The sequence below is a fragment of the Neisseria sp. P0021.S006 genome (assembly GCF_051956895.1).
Window position 1 is genome coordinate 1 of record NZ_JBQCWZ010001307.1, and the last position, 433, is coordinate 433.

Sequence of the window (433 nt, forward strand, 5' to 3'; positions counted from 1 at the left end):
TGGTGGTGGGTGTGTGTGGGGGGTAGCTATATTACTGTTGAGTCTGCTGTCATGGGTGTTGCTGAGGCACCAAAAGCAGCTATCCCTGCCGACTTGATTGCACCTACTGTTGCCGCAAACGATGTAGCTCCTGCTCCGGTAGTTGAATCTGTTGTTGTTGCTCCGGTTCAAGAAGAGCATGGTGATCTGGTGGCTTTGGTACGGGGCCAATTTGCGGGGGAGCCTGTGGTGGTTGTTGTTGGGGTGGTTTCTGGGGTTGGGTGGGTTTGGGTTGTTGTGGTTGTTGGGGGTGTTTGTGTGGTGTGTGTTGTGGTTGGTGTTGTTGGGTGGTGGTGGTGTGTTGGTGTGTGTTTTGTTTGTGTGGGTGGTTGGTGGGGTGTGTGGGTTGTGGTGTTTGTGGTGGGTGTGTGTTGTGTGGGGGGTGGTGGTGTGT

1 protein-coding gene is annotated in these 433 nt (G+C 54.3%); it reads right to left on the reverse strand.

The window, feature by feature from the left end; translation table 11 throughout:
• Window positions 1–433: hypothetical protein (locus ACTHUM_RS20020; protein ID WP_440404009.1), on the reverse strand; the 433-nt coding region annotated here is incomplete at both ends.